A 17,043-nucleotide genomic window follows, 5' to 3' on the forward strand; every position below is an offset into this window, starting at 1 on the left:
CTCGGACACCCGAACGCCCGGCCGCGCCCTGCGGCCGGGCGTTCGCCGCTTCCGGGCCCCGAGGACGGCCCGGCGGGGTCACCAGCCGCGGGCGCGCCAGGCGGGGAGGTTCGGGCGCTCGGCGCCGAGGGTGGTGTCGTTGCCGTGGCCGGGGTAGACCCAGGTCTCGTCGGGCAGGGCGTCGAAGATCTTCTCGCCGACGTCGCGGAAGAGGCTGTCGAAGGCCGCCGGGTCGCCCCAGGTGTTGCCGACGCCGCCCGGGAAGAGGCAGTCGCCGGTGAACACGTGCGGGTGGCCCTGGGGGTCGTCGTAGATCAGCACGATCGCGCCCGGGGTGTGCCCGACCAGGTGCCGCACGGTCAGCTCGACCCGGCCGACCCGTACGGTGTCGCCGTCGTCCAGCAGCAGGTCGGTCGGGACGCCGACGGCCTCGGCGTCGATCCGCCCGGCCGCGGTGCGGGCGCCGGTGGCGGCGACCACCTCGGCGAGGGCGCCCCAGTGGTCCTGGTGGCGGTGGGTGGTGACCACCGTGGCGAGGCTCGCGCCGACCGTCTCCAGCAGCACCGGGGCCTCGGCCGCGGCGTCGATCAGCAGCTGCTCGTCGGTGGCCCGGCAGCGCAGCAGGTACGCGTTGTTGTCGTGCGGCCCGACGGCCACCTTGGTGACGATCAGGTGGGCCAGCTCGCGCACGTCCGGCGGTCCGCCGACCTTCACCGCTCCGTGGTACGTCATCCGTCCGCTCCTCGTGGTGTCGGGTCTGCCGAGAGCCTCGGCTCTGCTGTGATCATCGTCGCGCGGTCAGCCCATCGGGGGAAGTGCGGGCAGGGCGGCGCGGCCGTCGGCGAGCTGGACGCCACCCCGGTGGACCTGCAGGCCGTCGCCGTCGGAACGGCCGGAGAGCCAGCCCGTCAGGGCCCGGACCGGGCCCGTCACGGTCAGCGCGGGCCCCTCGGCGGCGCCGATCAGCCCGCGGTCCGGGGTGTCGTCGGCGACCAGCTCGACCGCGGGCAGGCCCTCGGCGCCGGCCAGCCGGGCAGCGAGCAGGCGGAACTCGGCGACCGCGAAGTCCTCGGGCCAGTGCGCCGGGGTGCGGCCCGCGTCGAGGTCGACCAGGTGGTACTCGATCTCGGCGAGGCGCTTCCAGGGGATCTCGGAGGCCTCGAAGACGTACCCGGAGCGGTGGCGGACCCCGGCGGTCCAGTGCTCCGGGGTCAGCAGCGCGGCGGCCGAGGCGTAGCGGCCGTGGGACTCCCGCAGGTCGTCCAGCTGGACGTCGAGCGGGCGGGGCGCGCCGGCCTCGATGTCCCGGTCGCGGGCCTCGGCGCTGGCGTACTGCGGGACGTCCCCGCCGGTGCGGGCGTTGTCGAGCAGGTTGACCAGCGAGTCGGCGTTGCGGGCGAGGTGGGCGAGGACGTGGCCGCGGCTCCAGCCGGGGAGGGCGGAGGGTTCGGTGACGGCCTCGGGCTTCAGCTCGGCCACGGTGTTCAGCAGGCGCTCGGTGGCCTCGGCGACGGCGCGCAGCCGCACGGCGGCGAGCGCGGAGGCGGCGGCGGCGGTCTCGGCGGGGGTCCTGGGCTCGGGCATCGCGGGGTGGCGGCCTTCCGGTCGGCGGGCGGGCCGCCCGCAGGGCGTTGCCCGGGCGGCCCGCCGCTCGTTGACATGGGTGACGCTCCCGACGCTACCGCCGATCCCGTGGCTGAGCAGGGCGTTTCTCCGAACCCGCCGAACGGCTGTCGGGGCGGTCGTCACTCGTTCGGGTGGCCTCCACTGGACAGAGTCGTGAATCGAACGCCTGAGCTATAGGCTGGCTGCCGCATCCTGGAAGAAGTACGCACCTCACACGTAAGCCGTCTCGCACCGGAGAAAGGCGCCAGAAGCAGTGGCCGACCGCCTCATCGTCCGCGGTGCTCGCGAGCACAATCTCAAGAACGTCTCGCTCGACCTGCCCCGCGACTCCCTCATCGTCTTCACGGGCCTCTCCGGCTCCGGCAAGTCCTCGCTCGCCTTCGACACGATCTTCGCCGAGGGCCAGCGCCGCTACGTCGAGTCGCTGTCCTCGTACGCCCGCCAGTTCCTGGGGCAAATGGACAAGCCCGACGTGGACTTCATCGAGGGCCTCTCCCCGGCCGTCTCGATCGACCAGAAGTCCACCAACCGCAACCCCCGCTCCACCGTCGGCACCATCACCGAGGTGTACGACTACCTGCGCCTGCTGTTCGCCCGGATCGGCAAGCCGCACTGCCCGCACTGCGAGCGGCCGATCGCCAAGCAGTCGCCGCAGGCCGTCGTCGACAAGGTGCTGGAGCTCGCCGAGGGCACCCGGTTCCAGGTGCTCAGCCCGGTCGTGCGCGAGCGCAAGGGCGAGTTCGTCGACCTCTTCGCGGACCTCCAGTCCAAGGGCTACGCCCGCGCCCGGGTCGACGGCGCCACTGTGCAGCTGACCGACCCGCCGAAGCTGAAGAAGCAGGAGAAGCACACCATCGAGGTGGTCGTCGACCGCCTGACCGTCAAGGAGAGCGCCAAGCGCCGCCTGACGGACTCGGTGGAGACGGCCCTGCGGCTCAGCAGCGGCATGGTGGTGCTCGACTTCGTCGACCTCCCCGAGGGCGATCCGGAGCGCGAGCGGATGTACTCCGAGCACCTCTACTGCCCGTACGACGACGTCTCCTTCGAGGAGCTGGAGCCGCGCTCGTTCTCCTTCAACTCGCCGTTCGGCGCCTGCCCGGACTGCTCCGGCCTGGGCAACCGGATGGAGGTCGACCCGGAGCTGGTCGTCCCCGACGAGGAGCGCTCGCTCGACGAGGGCGCCATCCACCCGTGGTCCGGCGGCCACACCAAGGAGTACTTCCAGCGGCTGATCGACGCCCTCGCCGGCGAGCTGGGCTTCCGCACCGACATCCCCTGGGCCGGGCTGCCGGCCCGCGCCAAGAAGGCGCTGCTGTACGGGCACAAGCACCAGGTCGAGGTCCGCTACCGCAACCGCTACGGCCGCGACCGCTCGTACACCACGGGCTTCGAGGGCGCGGTGCCGTTCATCCAGCGGCGCCACCAGGAGGCGGAGAGCGACAGCAGCCGCGAGCGCTTCGAGGGGTACATGCGCGAGGTGCCCTGCCCGACCTGCCGGGGCACCCGCCTCAAGCCGGTCGTGCTGGCGGTCACCGTGGAGGGCCGCTCGATCGCCGACGTCTCCTCGATGTCGATCAGCGACTGCGCGGAGTTCCTCGGCGCGATGCGGCTCAACGCCCGCGACAAGCAGATCGCCGAGCGGGTGCTGAAGGAGGTCAACGAGCGGCTGCGGTTCCTGGTCGACGTCGGCCTGGACTACCTCTCGCTCGACCGCGCGGCCGGCACCCTCTCCGGCGGCGAGGCCCAGCGCATCCGGCTCGCCACCCAGATCGGCTCCGGCCTGGTCGGCGTGCTGTACGTGCTGGACGAGCCCTCCATCGGCCTCCACCAGCGGGACAACCACCGCCTGATCGAGACCCTGGTCCGCCTCCGGGACATCGGCAACACCCTGATCGTCGTCGAGCACGACGAGGACACCATCAAGACGGCCGACTGGGTGGTCGACATCGGCCCCGGCGCCGGCGAGCACGGCGGCAAGGTGGTGCACTCCGGCTCGCTGAAGCAGCTGCTGGCCAACAAGGAGTCGCTGACCGGCCAGTACCTCTCCGGCAAGCGCGCCATCCCCATCCCGGCCGTCCGCCGCCCGCGGGACCGCAAGCGCCAGCTGACGGTGCACGGCGCCCGCGAGCACAACCTCAAGGACGTCACGGTCGCCTTCCCGCTGGGCACCTTCACGGCGATCACCGGCGTCTCCGGCTCCGGCAAGTCCACGCTGGTCAACGACATCCTCTACACCCACCTCGCCCGGGAGCTGAACGGCGCCCGCAGCGTGCCCGGCCGGCACACCCGGATCACCGGCACCGACCAGGTGGACAAGGTGGTGCACGTCGACCAGTCGCCGATCGGCCGGACCCCGCGGTCCAACCCGGCCACCTACACCGGGGTGTTCGACCACGTCCGCCGGCTCTTCGCGGAGACCCAGGAGGCGAAGGTGCGCGGCTACCTGCCGGGCCGCTTCTCCTTCAACGTCAAGGGCGGGCGCTGCGAGAACTGCTCCGGCGACGGCACCATCAAGATCGAGATGAACTTCCTGCCGGACGTCTACGTCCCGTGCGAGGTCTGCCACGGCGACCGGTACAACCGGGAGACCCTGGAGGTCCACTACAAGGGCAAGTCCATCGCCGAGGTGCTGAACATGCCGATCGAGGAGGCGCTGCACTTCTTCGAGGCCGTCCCGGCGATCGCCCGGCACCTCAAGACGCTCAACGACGTCGGCCTCGGCTACGTCCGCCTCGGCCAGTCCGCGCCCACCCTCTCCGGCGGCGAGGCGCAGCGCGTCAAGCTCGCCTCCGAGCTGCAGAAGCGCTCCACCGGCCGGACGGTCTACGTGCTCGACGAGCCGACCACCGGTCTGCACTTCGAGGACATCAGCAAGCTGATCAAGGTGCTCTCCGGCCTGGTGGAGAAGGGCAACACGGTGATCGTCATCGAGCACAACCTCGATGTGATCAAGACCGCCGACTGGATCGTCGACATGGGCCCCGAGGGCGGCTCCGGCGGCGGCACGGTGGTCGCCGAGGGCACCCCCGAGGAGATCGCGGCCGTCCCGGAGAGCCACACCGGCAAGTTCCTGCGGGACATCCTGCCCGGCGACTTCGCCGACGCTCCGGTGGCCCCGGCGAAGGCCCCGCGCAAGCGGGCCGCCGCCAAGAAGTAGTTCCGCCGACCGGCCGCACCGCCCTCCGGTGCGGCCGGTCGCCCGCATAGACTCTCGGCCGAAGGGGCGGCGAACCTCGCACGCCCCCGTGCACGTACGCCCCAGCACGACCACCGCGTCCCCAGGAGCACCGTCGATGTCCGAGGTCCACGAGAGTCCCGCCGCCTCCCGCCGCACCGTGCTCTGCGGCGCTGCAGCCGTCCTCGCCGCCGGCGGCGGCGCGGTCGTGGTCTCCGGCTGCGCCTCCTCGAACGCGCCCTCCGCCGGCGCGACCACCTCCCAGCCGCCCGCCTCGCCCAAGCCCCCGGTGGTGGTCGGCCCGGCGGCGGACGTCCCGGTCGGCGGCGGCAGGATCTACCGCGAGCAGCGGATCGTCGTCACCCAGCCGACCCAGGGCCAGTACGAGGCGTTCAGCGCGGTCTGCACGCACGCCGGCTGCGTCGTCGACAAGGTCGAGAACCAGCTGATCAAGTGCCCGTGCCACGGCAGCGACTTCAACTACTCCACCGGCGCCCGGGTCGCCGGCCCGGCCACCAAGCCGCTGCCCGAGTACCAGGTCGCCGTCGAGGACGGCAGCCTCAAGGTCACCCCCAGCTGACGCGCCCGCGCCACCGGGGCCGCCTCGGCAGCGGCCCCGGTGCCCAGGTCAGCAGGTGGACGAGGACACCCACCGGTGGGAGCGGATGTTGCGCTCCAGGGTCTCCCCGCGCCCGCCGCCGGAGCCGCGGTTGAACGTCACGGTGGAGAGGTCGTTGATGATCTCCCCCGTGTTGATGCAGCGGTACGCACCGGTGTAGCCGGCGCCCCAGTACACCAGGACGTCGCCGATGCCGTTGTCGTAGCCGTTGTTCCAGAGCGAGTTGGCCCTGTCGTAGCAGGGCCCCCAGTTCGTGGAGTTGCCCTCCCACTGCGCGCACTGCTGGGTCCGGTTGAACCCCAGGTAGGCGTGCAGCTGGCCGTCCGCCAGCACCGCGGACGGCGCGGCCTGCGCGGGAGCCGGCAGCAGGGCGGCCAGGGCGGCCACGGCCGCGCCGGCGACGACGGTACTGATTTTCCTCATGCGGTCTGCTCCTTCGTACGGTGCCGGAGGGTGCCGTGCCGGTGGGCACCGGCCGGAAGGTGGCGTCCCCACCCCCGTGGGGGGCGACCACCCGCCGCGCCGCCGGTCGGCGTGCGTTCATCCTGAGGCCGCGGAGCCGATCGCCCCCACACCTTTCGGCCCCCGCTTAAACCCGCTGCTGGACGGCGCCCGCCCGGGCGGGCGACACTGCCGTCCGGGGCGGGGGAGCTCAGGGGAGGGGCGATCGGTGCTGCGGATCCACTTCACGGCGGACGACCTGGCCAGGACCAGGATGGCCGCCGGCGTCGGCGCGGCCACCGAGGCCGGACACGCCCTGGACCTGCTGCTCTGCCGCGACGTCCCACCGGCCTTCCGGACCTGGCGGCAGGGCCTGCGCGGGCAGCTCGCCGGCCGCCCGGCCCGCGAACTGCGGCCGCTGGCCTCGCTGGTGCCCGAGCCCGGCGCCGGGCTCGACCTGCTGGCCCTCACCGGTACCGGCACCACCATCGAGGCCGGCATCGAGCACCTGCTGACCGCCCCCGACGCCCTGCTGCGCCTGGAGCTCGGGCACGTCGCCCTGCCCCGGGCCGAACCCGCCTGGCTGCGCGCGCTGACGGGCGGCGACCAGGAGGCCCGCCGAGTGCTCGCCGACTCCCTCGACGCCTGCTTCCGCGGCATCGTCCAACCGCACTGGCAGCGCATCCGCGGCCACCTCGACGCCGTCCGGGCCGACCACGCCCGCACCGTGCTGGAGGGCGGCGTCGAACGGCTCCTGGAGACGCTCGCGCCCGGCCTGGTGAGCTGGCGCTCCCCGGTGCTCGGCGTCCGCTTCCCCCGCGACGTGGACGTCCGCCTCGGCGGCCGCGGCCTGGTGCTGGCGCCGATGGTCTTCCTGCCGGCCGGCCGGGTGGAACTGCTGACCGACCTGCTGGACGAGGCCGCCCCGCCCGTCCTGGCCTTCCCCACCGTCGGCGACCCGCTGGCCGGCGCCGCCCTCTGGGGCGACGGCCGCACCGGCCGGCAGCCGCTCGGCGCCCTGCTCGGCCGGACCAGGGCCGCCGCCCTGGACGCCGTCGCCGACGGCTGCAGCACCGGCGAACTCGCCCGCCGGATCGGCATCTCGCCCGCCGCGGCCAGCCAGCACGCCGGGGTGCTCCGCGAGGCCAACCTGATCACCACCCGGCGGCGCGGCGGCGCGGTGCTGCACTCGATCACCCCGCTCGGCGCCGACCTGCTCAACCACGGCACCGGAAGCTAGCGTCCGGTGCCCTGGCGAACCGGCCTCCGGAACGCCGCGCCGACTCGGTACGGTGGACCCATGGCTGACCCGTCCACCTACCGACCGTCCCCGGGAGCGATTCCGACCTCGCCCGGGGTCTACAAGTTCCGTGACGCCCACGGGCGGGTCATATACGTCGGCAAGGCCAAGAGCCTGCGCCCCCGGCTCTCCTCGTACTTCCAGGACCTCGCCGGCCTCCACCCGCGCACCGCGACGATGGTCACCACCGCCGCCTCGGTCGAGTGGACGGTCGTCGCGACCGAGGTCGAGGCGCTCCAGCTGGAGTACTCCTGGATCAAGGAGTTCGATCCCCGTTTCAACGTCAAGTACCGGGACGACAAGAGCTATCCGGAACTCGCGGTCACCCTCAACGAGGAGTTCCCGCGGGTCCAGGTGATGCGCGGGGCGCACCGCAAGGGCGTGCGCTACTTCGGCCCGTACGGGCACGCCTGGGCGATCCGCGAGACGGTCGACCTGCTGCTGCGCGCCTTCCCCGTCCGCACCTGCTCCAACGGCGTGTTCAAGCGCGCCCAACAGGTCGGCCGGCCCTGCCTGCTCGGCTACATCGGCAAGTGCGCCGCCCCCTGCGTCGGCCGGGTCAGCGCCGAGGAGCACCGCGAACTCGCCGAGGAGTTCTGCGACTTCATGGCCGGCCGGACGGGCAACCACCTGCGCCGGCTGGAGCAGGAGATGCAGGAGGCCGCCGCCGAGATGGAGTACGAGAAGGCGGCCCGGCTGCGCGACGACATCGGCGCCCTCAAGCGCGCGATGGAGAAGAACGCCATCGTGCTCGCCGACGCCACCGACGCCGACCTGCTCGCCCTCGCCGAGGACGAACTGGAGGCCGCCGTCCAGATCTTCCACGTCCGCGGCGGCCGGGTGCGCGGCCAGCGCGGCTGGGTCACCGACAAGGTCGAGGACGTCGACACCGCCGCCCTGGTCGAGCACGCCCTGCAGCAGCTGTACGGCGGGGACGCCGAGTCCGTGCCGCGCGAGGTGCTGGTCCCCGAACTGCCCGAGCCGGCCGCACCGGTCCGCGAGTGGCTCGTCGGGCTGCGCGGCTCCCAGGTCGACCTGCGGGTGCCCCAGCGCGGCGACAAGAAGGACCTCATGGCCACCGTGCAGCGCAACGCCCAGCAGGCGCTGGCGCTGCACAAGACCAAGCGGGCCTCCGACCTGACCACCCGCAGCCGGGCCCTGCAGGAGATCGCCGACGCCCTGGAGCTGGACTCGGTGCCGCTGCGCATCGAGTGCTTCGACATCTCCCACCTCCAGGGCGACGACGTGGTCGCCTCGATGGTCGTCTTCGAGGACGGCCTGGCCCGCAAGAGCGAGTACCGGCGCTTCCAGATCAAGGGCTTCGAGGGGCAGGACGACGTCCGCTCGATGCACGAGGTGATCGGCCGCCGCTTCCGCCGCTACCTCCAGGAGCGCGAGCAGACCGGCGAGTGGGCGGTGCCCGAGGAGCCCGTGCCCGGCGAGGCCGCCGACGGGGACGGGGGCCCCGACGGGACGGGCCCGCTCGGTCCGGTCGACCCGGACACCGGCCGGCCGCGCCGCTTCGCCTACCCGCCGCAGCTGCTGGTGGTCGACGGCGGCGCCCCGCAGGTGGCCGCCGCCCGCCGGGCGCTGGACGAGCTGGGCATCGACGACGTGGCGCTCTGCGGCCTGGCCAAGCGGCTGGAGGAGGTCTGGCTGCCCGGCGAGGACGACCCGGTGGTGCTGCCGCGCAGCAGCGAGGGCCTGTACCTGCTGCAGCGGGTGCGCGACGAGGCGCACCGCTTCGCGATCTCCTACCAGCGCAACAAGCGTTCCAAGCGACTCACCGCCGGGGAACTGGACTCCGTCCCCGGCCTCGGCGAGACTCGCCGCCGGGCGCTGCTCAAGCACTTCGGTTCGCTGAAGCGGCTGCGGGCGGCCACCGTCGACGAGCTCTGCGCCGTCCCCGGCATCGGGCGGCGGACGGCGGAGACTGTTGCGGCGGCGTTGTCGTCCCGTACACCGGGGGCACCGGCCGTGAACACCGCCACGGGGGAGATCATCGACGACGGCGCCGTCGAGGCCGCCGCCGTGCCGGGTGCCGTGCCGCCCCCGGGGCCCGAGCGGCCGCCCGCCGCCCGGGAGACCACCGAGGAGCCCACCGGAGCCGCACCGCCCAGCGACCGAGTCCAGCCCAGCGACCGACAGCCGACCGCCGACCGGCGGCCCGGCGCCGTACAGCCACTGACCGCAGCACCCCAGGAGACGCCATGACGGCCGACGCCGCCCGTCAGCCGGCGCGCCCCGTCCTCACTCGGCCGAGTGAGTCGGGGAAGCCCGGCCGCCCCACGCGCGTTCTCCTCAGCAGAACCACCGAGAGCGGGGAACCGAAGTGACCGTGTCCGACGAAGGGGGCGCCGCCCGGCCGATGGCCGGCGGAGAGAACGCCCCGGAGCTGGTGATCATCTCCGGAATGTCCGGCGCCGGCCGCTCCACCGCGGCCAAGTGCCTGGAGGACCTGGGCTGGTTCGTGGTGGACAACCTGCCGCCCGCCCTGATCCCGACCATGGTCGACCTGGGCGCGCGCTCGCAGGGCAACGTCGCCCGGATCGGCGCCGTGGTCGACGTCCGCGGCCGGCAGTTCTTCGACGACCTGCTGACCTCGCTCGACGAGCTGGAGAAGCGCGGCGTCCGGCTGCGCGTCGTCTTCCTGGACAGCTCGGACGACGCCCTGGTGCGCCGCTTCGAGAGCGTCCGCCGCCCGCACCCGCTGCAGGCCGACGGCCGGATCGTCGACGGCATCGCCCAGGAGCGCGACCTGCTGCGCGAGCTGCGCGGCGAGGCCGACCTGGTGATCGACACCTCCAACCTCAACGTGCACCAGCTGCGCGCCAAGCTCGACGCCCAGTTCGCCGACCACGACGAACCGGCACTGCGCGCCACCGTGATGTCCTTCGGCTTCAAGTACGGGCTACCGGTCGACGCCGACCTTGTGGTGGACTGTCGCTTCCTGCCGAACCCGCACTGGGTCCCCGAGCTGCGCGCCCGTACCGGCACCGACAGCGATGTCGCCGACTACGTGTTCCAGCAGCCCGGGGCCAACGAGTTCCTCAACGGGTACACCGAGCTGCTGCGGATCGTGACCGAGGGGTACCGGCGCGAGGGGAAGCGGTACATGACGCTTGCCGTAGGCTGCACCGGTGGCAAGCACCGCAGCGTCGCGATGTCCGAGCGCCTGACGAAGCGTCTCATCGCGGACGGCGTCGAAACGGTGCTCGTCCACCGCGACATGGGACGGGAGTAGCCTCCACCTCCTTGCCGGGCCGCCGGCGGAGGCGCCGGCGGCAGGCAAGAGGAACGCGAGGTAGGTGTGACGGGATACGTGCCCGGGCGGCAGCTCCAGAACAAGGCCGACCGGACGGTGGTCCCGGCGGTGCCCCCGCGCGCTCCGGTCCCGAACCGAACACGCAGCAACCCGGCGCCCCGGATCACCGCCCTCGGCGGCGGCCAGGGCCTGTCGGCCTCGCTGTCGGCGCTGCGCCGGCTCACCAGCGACCTCACCGCCGTGGTCACCGTCGCCGACGACGGCGGCTCCAGCGGCCGGCTCCGCGAGGAGCTGGGCGTGCTGCCGCCGGGCGACCTCCGCAAGGCGCTCGCCGCGCTCTGCGGGGACGACGACTGGGGCCGCACCTGGTCCGAGGTGATCCAGCAGCGCTTCTCCGGCAGCGGCGGCCTCGGCGGCCACGCCGTCGGCAACCTGCTGATCGTCGCCCTCTGGGAGAAGCTGGGCGACCCGGTCGCCGCCCTCGACTGGGTCGGCCGGCTGCTGAACGTCCAGGGCCGGGTGCTGCCGATGTCGGCCGTCCCGCTCGACATCGAGGCCGTCGTGCGCGGCCACGACCCGGAGCTGCCCGCCGAGCTGTCCGCCGTCCGCGGCCAGGCGAACGTCGCGGTCACCCCGGGCACCGTGCAGTCGATCCGGCTGCTGCCGGACGAGCCGCCGGCCGTCCCGGAGGCGGTCGCCGCGGTCCGCGAGGCGGACTGGGTGGTGCTCGGCCCCGGCTCCTGGTTCACCAGCGTGCTGCCCCACCTGCTGGTGCCCGACCTGGCCAAGGCCCTCACCGAGACCCGCGCCCGCCGCCTGCTCACCCTCAACCTGGCCCCCCAGCCCGGCGAGACCGAGGGCTTCACCCCGCAGCGCCACCTGGAGGTCATCGCCGACCACGCCCCCGGCCTCGCCGTGGATGCGATCCTGGTGGACGAGCGGGCCGTCACCGGCGGCGCCTTCGGGCAGGCCGACCTGGACGGCCTGGAGAAGGCGGCCGAGCGGATGGGCGCCGCCCTGGTCCTGGGCCGGGTGGCCCGTCCCGACGGCACTCCGCGACACGACCCGGAGGCTTTGGCAGCCGCGTACGACCGGATTTTCCGGACACATGGAAGGATCGGGGCATGGCGATGACTCCAGCGGTGAAGGACGAAATCAGCCGGCTCCCGGTCACGCGGGCCTGCTGCCGCAAGGCAGAGGTGTCGGCGATCCTGCGCTTCGCGGGCGGGCTGCACATCGTGAGCGGCCGGATCGTGATCGAGGCGGAGCTCGACACCGGAGCGGCCGCCCGCCGGCTGCGCAAGGATCTCCTGGAGATCTTCGGACACTCCTCGGACCTCGTCGTGATGGCCCCCGGCGGACTGCGCCGCGGCAGCCGCTACGTGGTGCGCGTGGTCAAGGACGGCGAGCTGCTGGCCCGCCAGACCGGCCTGGTCGACGGCCGCGGCCGGCCGATCCGCGGCCTGCCCCCGGCGGTCGTCTCCGGCGCCACCTGCGACGCCGAGGCCGCCTGGCGCGGTGCCTTCCTGGCGCACGGCTCGCTCACCGAGCCCGGCCGCTCCTCCTCGCTGGAGATCACCTGCCCCGGCTCCGAGGCCGCCCTCGCCCTGGTCGGCGCGGCCCGCCGGCTCGGCATCCCGGCCAAGGCCCGCGAGGTCCGCGGCGTCGACCGCGTGGTCATCCGCGACGGCGACGCGATCGGCGCGCTGCTCACCCGCCTCGGCGCCCACGAGTCGGTGCTGGCCTGGGAGGAGCGCCGGATGCGGCGCGAGGTCCGCGCCACCGCCAACCGCCTGGCCAACTTCGACGACGCCAACCTGCGCCGCTCGGCCCGCGCCGCCGTCGCGGCCGGAGCCCGGGTGCAGCGCGCGCTGGAGATCCTCGGCGACGAGGTGCCCGACCACCTGGCCGCGGCCGGCCAGCTGCGCATGGAGCACAAGCAGGCCTCGCTGGAGGAGCTGGGCGCGCTGGCCGACCCGCCGCTGACCAAGGACGCGGTGGCCGGACGGATCCGCCGCCTGCTGGCGATGGCCGACAAGCGGGCGTCCGAGCTGGGCCTGCCGAGCACCGAGGCCAACCTCACCGACGAGATGGTCGCGCTGAACTGACCGCGCGCCCCGGACGGCGCCGGAGCCACCGAACAGAACCGGCCGCCGCGGGGGTCTTGACCGATCCCCTCCGACGTGCTGGGCGCAACCCCTCGCGCCCCACCCGTCGTCTCACGCACCGAGCGACCGGCGTCCCGGAATCCGGACGCCGGTCGTTCCGTTTCCGAACATAATCAACGGCTCCCGCACACCCGTTTTCCAGGGCCGGAGCCAACTGCCGGGACGGGCAAGGGCAGACGTCCGGAACCCGTCGCAGGGCGGCGCCACGCCGCTGTCCGGGGTGCGGGCTGATGTGCTCAGCGGGGCCCCGGAGGGGTAGGGTCATAGGCGGTCGGGGACATCCCAAAATTCCACCCCGTCGGCTTAGCTCCGGCGTACCTAACGAGGAGATCGGTTCGTGACGATCCGGGTAGGCATCAACGGATTCGGCCGCATCGGCCGCAATTTCTTCCGTGCGGTTCAGGCCCAGGGAGCGGACATCGAGATCGTCGGTGTCAACGACCTGACCGACACCAAGACCCTGGCGCACCTGCTCAAGTACGACTCGATCCTGGGCACCTTCCCGGGCGAGGTCTCGCACACCGAGAACAGCATCACCGTCGACGGCAAGACCTTCAAGGTCATCGCCGAGCGCGACCCGGCCAACCTCCCCTGGGGCGAGCTGGGCGTCGACATCGTGATCGAGTCGACCGGCATCTTCACCAAGGCCGCGGCGGCCAAGAAGCACGTCACCGCCGGCGCCAAGAAGGTCATCATCTCGGCGCCCGCGACGGACGAGGACGTCACCATCGTCATGGGCGTCAACGACGACAAGTACGACGCCGCCAACCACACGGTCATCTCCAACGCCTCCTGCACCACCAACTGCGTGGCGCCGCTGGCCAAGGTGCTGAACGAGAACTTCGGCATCGTCAAGGGTCTGATGACCACGGTGCACGCGTACACCAACGACCAGGTCACCCTGGACTTCCCGCACAAGGACCTGCGTCGCGCCCGCGCCGCGGCCCTCAACATCATCCCGACCTCGACGGGTGCCGCCAAGGCCACCGCGCTGGTCCTGCCGGAGCTCAAGGGCAAGCTGGACGGCACCTCGCTGCGCGTCCCGGTCCCGACCGGCTCGATCACCGACCTGGTGGTGACCCTGGAGCGCGAGGTCACCGTCGAGGAGGTCAACGCGGCCTTCCAGAAGGCGGCCGAGGGCAGCCTCAAGGGCATCCTGCAGTACACCGAGGACCCGATCGTCTCCTCCGACATCGTGAACTCGCCGTTCTCCACGATCTTCGACTCGCTGATGACCATGGCCCAGGGCAACCAGGTCAAGGTCTTCGGCTGGTACGACAACGAGTGGGGCTACTCGAACCGCCTCGTCAACCTGACCACCCTCGTCGGTGAGCAGCTCTGACGTTGCGGGAGCTGACGTGAAGTAAGGGGGAGGGCCCGGAAGGCTTCGACGCCGTCCGGGCCCTCGTCTGCGCACCCTCAACTCCCCTTCCGACGGCCCGCCGTTGTGCCGTCATTGCGCCACTTCCACTTGGGAGACCGAAGACCGTGAAGACCATCGAAGACCTGGACGTCGCCGGCAAGCGCGTGTTCGTCCGAGCCGACCTGAACGTTCCGCTGTCCGGCGGCGCGATCACCGACGACGGCCGGATCCGCGCCGTCGCCCCGACCATCGCCAAGCTCGTCGCGAGCGGCGCGAAGGTCGTCGTCGCCTCCCACCTCGGCCGCCCCAAGGGCGAGCCCGACCCGCAGTTCTCCCTCGCGCCGGTGGCCGTCCGCCTCGGCGAGATCCTCGGCACGCCGGTCGCGTTCGCGGCCGACACCGTGGGTGAGAGCGCGAAGGCCACCGTCGCCGCCCTGGCCGACGGCGAGGTCACGCTGCTTGAGAACCTGCGCTTCAACGCGGGCGAGACCAGCAAGGACGACGCCGAGCGCGGCGCCTTCGCCGACGAGCTGGCCGCCCTGGCGGACCTCTACGTCGGCGACGGCTTCGGCGCGGTGCACCGCAAGCACGCCTCGGTGTACGACCTGCCGGCCCGCCTGCCGCACGCGGTGGGCGACCTGATCGCCACCGAGGTGGGCGTCCTCAAGCGCCTCACCGAGGAGGTCGAGCGCCCGTACGCGGTGGTGCTCGGCGGCTCCAAGGTCTCCGACAAGGTCGGCGTGATCGACAACCTGCTCGGCAAGGCCGACCGCATCCTGATCGGCGGCGGCATGGCGTACACCTTCCTGTACGCGCTGGGCCACGAGGTGGGCATCTCGCTGCTGCAGAAGGACCAGGTCCCGGTCGTCCTGGAGTACCTGGAGCGGGCCAAGGCCAACGGCGTGGAGTTTGTGCTGCCGGTGGACGTCGCGATCTCCGCGAGCTTCCCCGACACCAAGACCCACAAGCCGGTCGAGGACTACGAGGTCGTCGACGCGGACGGCATCCCCGCGGACAAGGAGGGCCTGGACATCGGCCCGAAGACCCGCGCGCTGTTCGCCGAGAAGCTGGCCGACGCGAAGACGGTGTTCTGGAACGGCCCGCTGGGCGTCTTCGAGCATCCGACCTTCGCCGAGGGCACCAAGGCCGTCGCCCAGGCCCTGCTGGACAGCGACGCGTTCTCCGTGGTCGGCGGCGGCGACTCCGCCGCGGCCGTCCGCATCCTGGGCTTCGACGAGACGAAGTTCGGGCACATCTCTACCGGCGGTGGCGCGAGCCTCGAGTACCTGGAGGGCAAGACCCTCCCCGGTCTCGCCGCCCTGGAAGGCTGAGGAATGACTGAGCGTCTCCCGCTGATGGCGGGCAACTGGAAGATGAACCTCAACCACCTTGAGGCCATCCAGCACACCCAGAAGCTGGCGTTCGCGCTGGCCGACAAGGACTACGAGTCGGTCGAGGTCGCCGTCCTGGTGCCCTTCACGGACCTGCGCTCGGTGCAGACCCTGGTCGACGGTGACAAGCTGAAGATCAAGTACGGCTCGCAGGACGTCTCGAAGCACGACTCCGGTGCCTACACCGGCGAGGTCTCCGGCCCGATGCTGGCCAAGCTCAAGTGCACCTACGCGGTGATCGGCCACTCGGAGCGCCGCCAGTACCACGGCGAGAACGAGGAGATCGTCAACGCCAAGGTCAAGGCCGCCTACCGCAACGGGATCACCCCGATCCTGTGCATCGGCGAGCCGCTGGAGATCCGCAAGGCCGGCACCCACGTCGAGCACACCCTGGCCCAGCTGGACGGCGCCCTCCAGGACGTCGAGGCCGGCCAGGCCGAGTCGATCGTGGTCGCCTACGAGCCGGTCTGGGCGATCGGCACCGGCGAGGTGGCGACCCCGGAGGACGCCCAGGAGGTCTGCTCGGCCATCCGCAAGCGGATCGCCGAGCTCTACAGCGCCGATCTGGCCGACAAGGTCCGCGTGCTGTACGGCGGTTCGGTGAAGTCCTCCAGCGCGGCCGGTCTGATGGCCAAGCCCGACGTCGACGGCGCCCTGATCGGCGGGGCCTCGCTGGACGCCGAGGAGTTCGTCAAGATCGTGCGCTACCGCGAGCAGGCAGTAGGCTAACGCCGCCGCAGCAACGTAGGCTTTGGGGCCGGACCGCCGGACGCGGCCCGGCCCCTTCGCCGAAGTAACGAGAGAGTTGGTCCCGTCGTGGTTCTCGGGTTCTCGATTGCCCTGATCGTCTTCAGCCTGCTGATGATCCTCCTGGTGCTGCTGCACAAGGGGAAGGGCGGCGGCCTGTCCGACATGTTCGGCGGCGGCGCGATGTCCACCGGCGGCGGCTCGGCGGTCGCCGAGCGCAACCTGGACCGCATCACCATCGTGGTCGCGGTCGCCTGGTTCGCATGCATCGTGGTGCTCGGCCTGGTGCTCAAGTACAAGAGCTGACGTACGCCTGACGTCCCGTCGCCCCGCGGCCTATCCTGGAGCGGTCCGGGGCGGAGGCGGTGTCGGCGCATCCTTAACTCCTGCTTACACTAGGACGACTTCGCCACCGACGCGCACCGCGGCGGGTCGGCGCACCAGCACGCAGGGAGTCAGACCGTGGCAAGTGGCAACGCCATTCGTGGAAGCAGGGTCGGAGCGGGCCCGATGGGCGAGGCGGAGCGCGGCGAGTCCGCCCCCCGCAACCGGATCTCCTTCTGGTGCGCCAACAAGCACGAGACGCGCCCGAGCTTCGCCGCCGAGGCCGTCATCCCGGACACCTGGGACTGCCCGCGCTGCGGCTTCCCGGCCGGCCAGGACGAGCACAACCCGCCGGCCCCCTCGCGCAACGAGCCGTACAAGACCCACCTCGCGTACGTCCGCGAGCGGCGCACCGATGCCGACGGCGAGGCGATCCTCGCCGAGGCCCTCGCCAAGCTGCGCGGCGAGATCTGAGGTCCACGCTCCCCGGAACGCACGAAGGGGGCCCCCCCTGAACATCCGGGGGGCCCCGGCCCCCTTTGGGGGCCCGGGGGCCGGCGCCGCGCGGGCGCGGCCGGGGGGGGCGCTGGGGGGGGGGGGGGGGGGGGCCGGCCCGGGGCCCCG

The 17,043-nt window shown here is 72.5% G+C and carries 15 protein-coding genes; 12 read left to right on the plus strand and 3 right to left on the minus strand.

What is annotated here, in order from left to right:
• Nucleotides 1-78: 78 nt before the first annotated feature.
• The gene (locus tag ACWGB8_RS20520; RefSeq protein ID WP_452214952.1) at nucleotides 79-732 is read right to left on the minus strand and encodes an MBL fold metallo-hydrolase; all 654 of its coding nucleotides are present in this window, start codon (nucleotides 730-732) and stop codon (nucleotides 79-81) included.
• 66 nt (nucleotides 733-798) lie between these two features.
• Complete coding sequence (locus ACWGB8_RS20525) at nucleotides 799-1,584, minus strand: maleylpyruvate isomerase family mycothiol-dependent enzyme (RefSeq protein ID WP_452214953.1); 786 nt, start codon at nucleotides 1,582-1,584, stop codon at nucleotides 799-801.
• Between the two features lie 295 nt (nucleotides 1,585-1,879).
• Between ACWGB8_RS20525 and uvrA the strand changes: the two genes are divergently transcribed.
• The gene (gene uvrA, locus ACWGB8_RS20530) at nucleotides 1,880-4,783 is read left to right on the plus strand and encodes an excinuclease ABC subunit UvrA (protein WP_452214954.1); all 2,904 of its coding nucleotides are present in this window, start codon (nucleotides 1,880-1,882) and stop codon (nucleotides 4,781-4,783) included.
• Between the two features lie 136 nt (nucleotides 4,784-4,919).
• Nucleotides 4,920-5,381: a Rieske (2Fe-2S) protein gene (locus ACWGB8_RS20535; protein ID WP_452214955.1), complete on the plus strand. Its 462-nt coding sequence runs from the start codon at nucleotides 4,920-4,922 to the stop codon at nucleotides 5,379-5,381.
• A 48-nt stretch (nucleotides 5,382-5,429) separates the two neighbouring features.
• Here ACWGB8_RS20535 and ACWGB8_RS20540 read toward each other — a convergent pair whose 3' ends face one another.
• Nucleotides 5,430-5,843: a hypothetical protein gene (locus tag ACWGB8_RS20540; protein ID WP_452214956.1), complete on the minus strand. Its 414-nt coding sequence runs from the start codon at nucleotides 5,841-5,843 to the stop codon at nucleotides 5,430-5,432.
• Between the two features lie 247 nt (nucleotides 5,844-6,090).
• Between ACWGB8_RS20540 and ACWGB8_RS20545 the strand changes: the two genes are divergently transcribed.
• The 10 genes from ACWGB8_RS20545 (at nucleotide 6,091) to ACWGB8_RS20590 (ending at nucleotide 16,893) form a co-directional block, all read left to right on the plus strand.
• Nucleotides 6,091-7,101: an ArsR/SmtB family transcription factor gene (locus tag ACWGB8_RS20545; RefSeq protein WP_452214957.1), complete on the plus strand. Its 1,011-nt coding sequence runs from the start codon at nucleotides 6,091-6,093 to the stop codon at nucleotides 7,099-7,101.
• A 60-nt stretch (nucleotides 7,102-7,161) separates the two neighbouring features.
• The gene (uvrC, locus tag ACWGB8_RS20550; protein ID WP_452214958.1) at nucleotides 7,162-9,375 is read left to right on the plus strand and encodes an excinuclease ABC subunit UvrC; all 2,214 of its coding nucleotides are present in this window, start codon (nucleotides 7,162-7,164) and stop codon (nucleotides 9,373-9,375) included.
• A 154-nt stretch (nucleotides 9,376-9,529) separates the two neighbouring features.
• Complete coding sequence (gene rapZ, locus ACWGB8_RS20555) at nucleotides 9,530-10,405, plus strand: RNase adapter RapZ (RefSeq protein WP_452214969.1); 876 nt, start codon at nucleotides 9,530-9,532, stop codon at nucleotides 10,403-10,405.
• Between the two features lie 129 nt (nucleotides 10,406-10,534).
• Entirely contained in the window at nucleotides 10,535-11,560 is a 1,026-nt protein-coding gene (locus tag ACWGB8_RS20560; protein ID WP_452214970.1) for a gluconeogenesis factor YvcK family protein, read from the plus strand.
• Nucleotides 11,551-12,534 carry a DNA-binding protein WhiA gene (gene whiA, locus ACWGB8_RS20565; protein ID WP_452214959.1) on the plus strand — a complete coding sequence of 328 codons (984 nt, stop codon included), beginning with the start codon at nucleotides 11,551-11,553 and terminating at the stop codon, nucleotides 12,532-12,534. The genes ACWGB8_RS20560 and whiA overlap by 10 nt, the downstream gene beginning before the upstream one ends.
• A gap of 397 nt (nucleotides 12,535-12,931) precedes the next feature.
• On the plus strand, nucleotides 12,932-13,936 hold the full coding sequence (gap, locus tag ACWGB8_RS20570; RefSeq protein ID WP_452214960.1) for a type I glyceraldehyde-3-phosphate dehydrogenase: 1,005 nt from the start codon (nucleotides 12,932-12,934) through the stop codon (nucleotides 13,934-13,936).
• 146 nt (nucleotides 13,937-14,082) lie between these two features.
• The gene (locus ACWGB8_RS20575) at nucleotides 14,083-15,288 is read left to right on the plus strand and encodes a phosphoglycerate kinase (protein ID WP_452214961.1); all 1,206 of its coding nucleotides are present in this window, start codon (nucleotides 14,083-14,085) and stop codon (nucleotides 15,286-15,288) included.
• Nucleotides 15,289-15,291: 3 nt separating this feature from the next.
• Nucleotides 15,292-16,077: a triose-phosphate isomerase gene (gene tpiA / locus ACWGB8_RS20580; RefSeq protein ID WP_452214962.1), complete on the plus strand. Its 786-nt coding sequence runs from the start codon at nucleotides 15,292-15,294 to the stop codon at nucleotides 16,075-16,077.
• A gap of 87 nt (nucleotides 16,078-16,164) precedes the next feature.
• Nucleotides 16,165-16,401: a preprotein translocase subunit SecG gene (secG, locus tag ACWGB8_RS20585; protein WP_452214963.1), complete on the plus strand. Its 237-nt coding sequence runs from the start codon at nucleotides 16,165-16,167 to the stop codon at nucleotides 16,399-16,401.
• A 204-nt stretch (nucleotides 16,402-16,605) separates the two neighbouring features.
• Nucleotides 16,606-16,893, plus strand: a complete 288-nt coding sequence (locus ACWGB8_RS20590) for an RNA polymerase-binding protein RbpA (protein ID WP_030308030.1) — start codon at nucleotides 16,606-16,608, stop codon at nucleotides 16,891-16,893.
• The last annotated feature ends 150 nt before the right edge of the window (nucleotides 16,894-17,043 follow it).

This window comes from Kitasatospora sp. NPDC054939 (genome assembly GCF_053610105.1).